Source organism: Mesorhizobium sp. M7A.F.Ca.CA.001.10.2.1, from assembly GCF_003998575.1.
Classification (GTDB): domain Bacteria; phylum Pseudomonadota; class Alphaproteobacteria; order Rhizobiales; family Rhizobiaceae; genus Mesorhizobium.
On sequence record NZ_RZQY01000798.1, the window covers coordinates 1 to 2,414 of the forward strand.

The window sequence follows — 2,414 nt, forward strand, 5'->3', positions numbered from 1 at the left end:
GGCCACGGAGTAGAAGGATTCGGCGCGAAAGAACCAGCCGGCGGTGACTTTCGGCAGCCAGTGACCACGGAATGCGTTGGCCAACGCAGCACCACTCTTGTCGATAGCGCTGGAATGGTCGACTGGCATATATCCCTTGCCGCCGCCGGCTTCGTCATAGCCGGCCAGTGCGCCGATCGCCTCGAGCAGCGTCGATTTGCCGGTGCCGTTCTCGCCGACAATGATGGTGATCGGCGTGGTGAATTCGAGTTCGAACTCATGGCCGCGAAACAGCGGTAGATTCCAGGGATATTTCTCCCAGTCCGCCACGCGCTCGGCGTCGAGCAGGATGCGCTTCAGATAGGGAGCCTTTAGCCGCGTCAGCTGCTTGCGATGGGCCATCAGCCAGGTAGCGAAATCGTGCCGTCTTCCGCGATCGGAAAGGCAGGATTGTGCGCCACTTCCCAGACATGCCCGTCGGCGTCGGCGAAATAGCCGTACCAGCCGCCCCAAAAGGCCCGGCCGGCCGGCTTGACGATGCGGCCGCCGGCTTTTTCCGCCCTGGCGAGCACGTCGTCGACTTCGGCGTCGGAACGAGTGTTGTAGGCGAGGTAGACCGCCGATGGCGCCGCGGCGAAGGCGATGCCGGAATCCTCTTCTGCGCTGGCGCGCGGGAACAGGCCGAGGATGACGCCGCCCATCTGGAAGAAGGCGACCCCGTCGGTGATGGCGGCATGCCGCTTCAAGCCCATCTCTTCGTAGAAGCGCACGGCGCGGTCTAGATCATCGGTAGCAATGGTGATGATGGAGATGCGCGGTTCCATGACGTTCTCCTTACTCGTCCTTCCATTCCGGCTTGCGCTTGCCGATGAAGGCGCCGATGCCCTCCTCCGCGTCGCGCGCAAGCATGTTCTCGACCATGATCCGGCCGGTATAGGCATAGGCGTCCGCGAGGCCCATTTCAGCCTGGGCGTAAAAGGCTTCCTTGCCGGTCTTGACCACCAAAGATGATTTGGAAGCAATGGTTTGCGCGTATTTGGTGACGATCTGATTCAGGTATTCGCGCGGCACGACGCGGTTGACCAGGCCGAACTCCTTGGCGGTCGCCGCATCGATCGTCTCTCCGGTCAGCAGCATCTCCATGGCATGCTTGCGCGAAACGTTGCGCGACAGCGCCACCATCGGCGTCGAGCAAAACAGCCCGATATTGACGCCCGGCGTGCAGAAGGTCGCTTCGTGCGAGGCGATCGCCAGATCGCAGCTGGCGACCAGTTGCAGCCCAGCGGCGGTGGCAAGGCCGTCAACCTCGGCGATCACAGGCACGGGATGGCGCACGATGGCCTGCATCAGCGTCGCACAAGCGGCAAACGTCTCTGCGAAGAAGGCCTTGCCATGATCGGCGTCAGTGCGGCGCGCCGTCATTTCCTTGAGATCATGGCCGGCGCAGAACACCTTGCCGGCCGCCGACAAAACGATGACGCGAACGGCCTTGTCGGCCTTGGCGCGCTCGAGTTCGGCCGTCAGCGCCGCCATCACCGCCAGCGACAGCGCGTTGGCTGGCGGATTGGCGAGCGTCAGGCGCAGCACGCCCTTGTCCAGTTGTGCAACAACCGGACCTTCAACGGCGGCAGGCTTGATGGCAAGGATTTCGGCCATGGATAAGGTCTCCGCGATTCCGCCTGGGCTATCTAATACCGGATCAGGTTTCGTCCAACACCGATCGCTTGCGCCAGGGGACGAAGGTTGTCAGAAATGCCGCGCCGCGCCCATACAGGTCGGCCAAAACGAGAGACCGACATGCCCGCCCAAACCAATTTGAAGCCGGTTCTGACCGCGCAACAAGTCAATGCGCTGATGGAGACCGTCTATCCGCAGCTCAACGAGCAGTTCAAATATTTCGAGGCGATCGACGTGTTCCCCGGCGGCTGCACCGTGCGGCTCAACGCCGGCGAGCGGCACCTGCGTCCGGGCGGCACGGTGTCCGGCCCTTCGCTGTTCACGCTGGCCGACATTGGCGGCTACGTCTGCGTGCTCAGCCATGCCGGGCCGGATGCGCTTTCCGTTACCGTCAACCTCGACATCAATTTCGTGCGCAAGGCAGAGGCCGGACCGATCGACGGCCACTGCCGCATCCTGAAGCTGGGCAAGAGCCTGATGGTGTTCGACATCGACATCGTTGCCGGCCCGGACGGGCACACGGTGGCGCACGCCACCGGCACCTATTCGATCCCGCCGAAGCGGAATGGCGATGTGGTAAAATAATACCTTTCACTTAACTTATTGTTTTCGCCGCATTTTGTCAGATATTCTCCTTTTCGCGCGCCTTGACGCGATCACCACCCTCGCCTATAAGCCCTCACGAAGCAGCGGCCCGCAAAGGCCGCCGTTTTGTTATTGGCGGCGGGCAGCGTCCTTCCCACAATCCAAGCAACAAG

At 62.2% G+C, this 2,414-nt stretch carries 4 protein-coding genes; 1 reads left to right on the plus strand and 3 read right to left on the minus strand.

From position 1 onward, the window contains the following. The 3 genes from EN964_RS31865 to EN964_RS31875 form a co-directional block, all read right to left on the minus strand. Window positions 1–381, minus strand: a 381-nt coding sequence (locus EN964_RS31865) for an AAA family ATPase (RefSeq protein ID WP_164776176.1), incomplete at its 3' end; no start/stop codon positions are given. Beyond that, window positions 381–803 (minus strand): VOC family protein, encoded by a 423-nt coding sequence (locus tag EN964_RS31870; RefSeq protein WP_127268568.1) that lies wholly within the window; start codon window positions 801–803, stop codon window positions 381–383. The genes EN964_RS31865 and EN964_RS31870, both read right to left, overlap by 1 nt. A gap of 10 nt (window positions 804–813) precedes the next feature. Next, window positions 814–1,635, minus strand: a complete 822-nt coding sequence (locus EN964_RS31875) for an enoyl-CoA hydratase (RefSeq protein ID WP_127268567.1) — start codon at window positions 1,633–1,635, stop codon at window positions 814–816. A 141-nt stretch (window positions 1,636–1,776) separates the two neighbouring features. Here EN964_RS31875 and EN964_RS31880 point away from each other — a divergent pair, with 141 nt between their 5' ends. Continuing rightward, window positions 1,777–2,241, plus strand: coding sequence for a PaaI family thioesterase (locus EN964_RS31880; protein ID WP_027162402.1), 465 nt, complete (start codon window positions 1,777–1,779; stop codon window positions 2,239–2,241). Window positions 2,242–2,414: the final 173 nt, after the last annotated feature.